The 387-nt window shown below is 72.4% G+C and carries 1 protein-coding gene; it reads left to right on the top strand.

What is annotated here, in order from left to right; all coding sequences use genetic code 11:
- The coding region (locus GVL52_RS32735; protein ID WP_200848081.1) for a hypothetical protein at positions 1 to 387 on the top strand (387 nt) is incomplete at both ends.

Genomic DNA, 387 nt, shown 5'->3' on the forward strand with positions numbered 1-387 from the left:
GTACATGCGACTCAAGCTGCTGCGCCGCCGGCTCACGGTGAGCGCCCCGCGCGTGGCCATCCGCAGTGCCATGCCCTGGCCGCTGCGCTGGATGGTGCTGGCCGTGGTCTTCGGCCTGTGCGCGGCCATCGCCCTCTGGGCCTTCGAGTTCGGCAAGAGCATCGCGGGGCTGGACTCCCGCTCGCGGGACGAACTGGTCGCGCTGCGGCAGGAGGTGGCCCGGCTGCGCGAGGAGACGCGCGTGCGCGTCGATGCCTCCAGCGCCGAGGGTTCCCTGCTCACCGCCGAGCGCGCGGCCCTGGAACGCGTGACGGCGCGCGTGCGCCAGCTCGAGGCCGACAACCGGACGCTGCGCGACGATCTGGGCTTCTTCGAGAAGCTGATACC

The sequence above is a fragment of the Rhizobium sp. 18055 genome, from assembly GCF_902706285.1.
Lineage (GTDB): Bacteria > Pseudomonadota > Alphaproteobacteria > Rhizobiales > Rhizobiaceae > Rhizobium.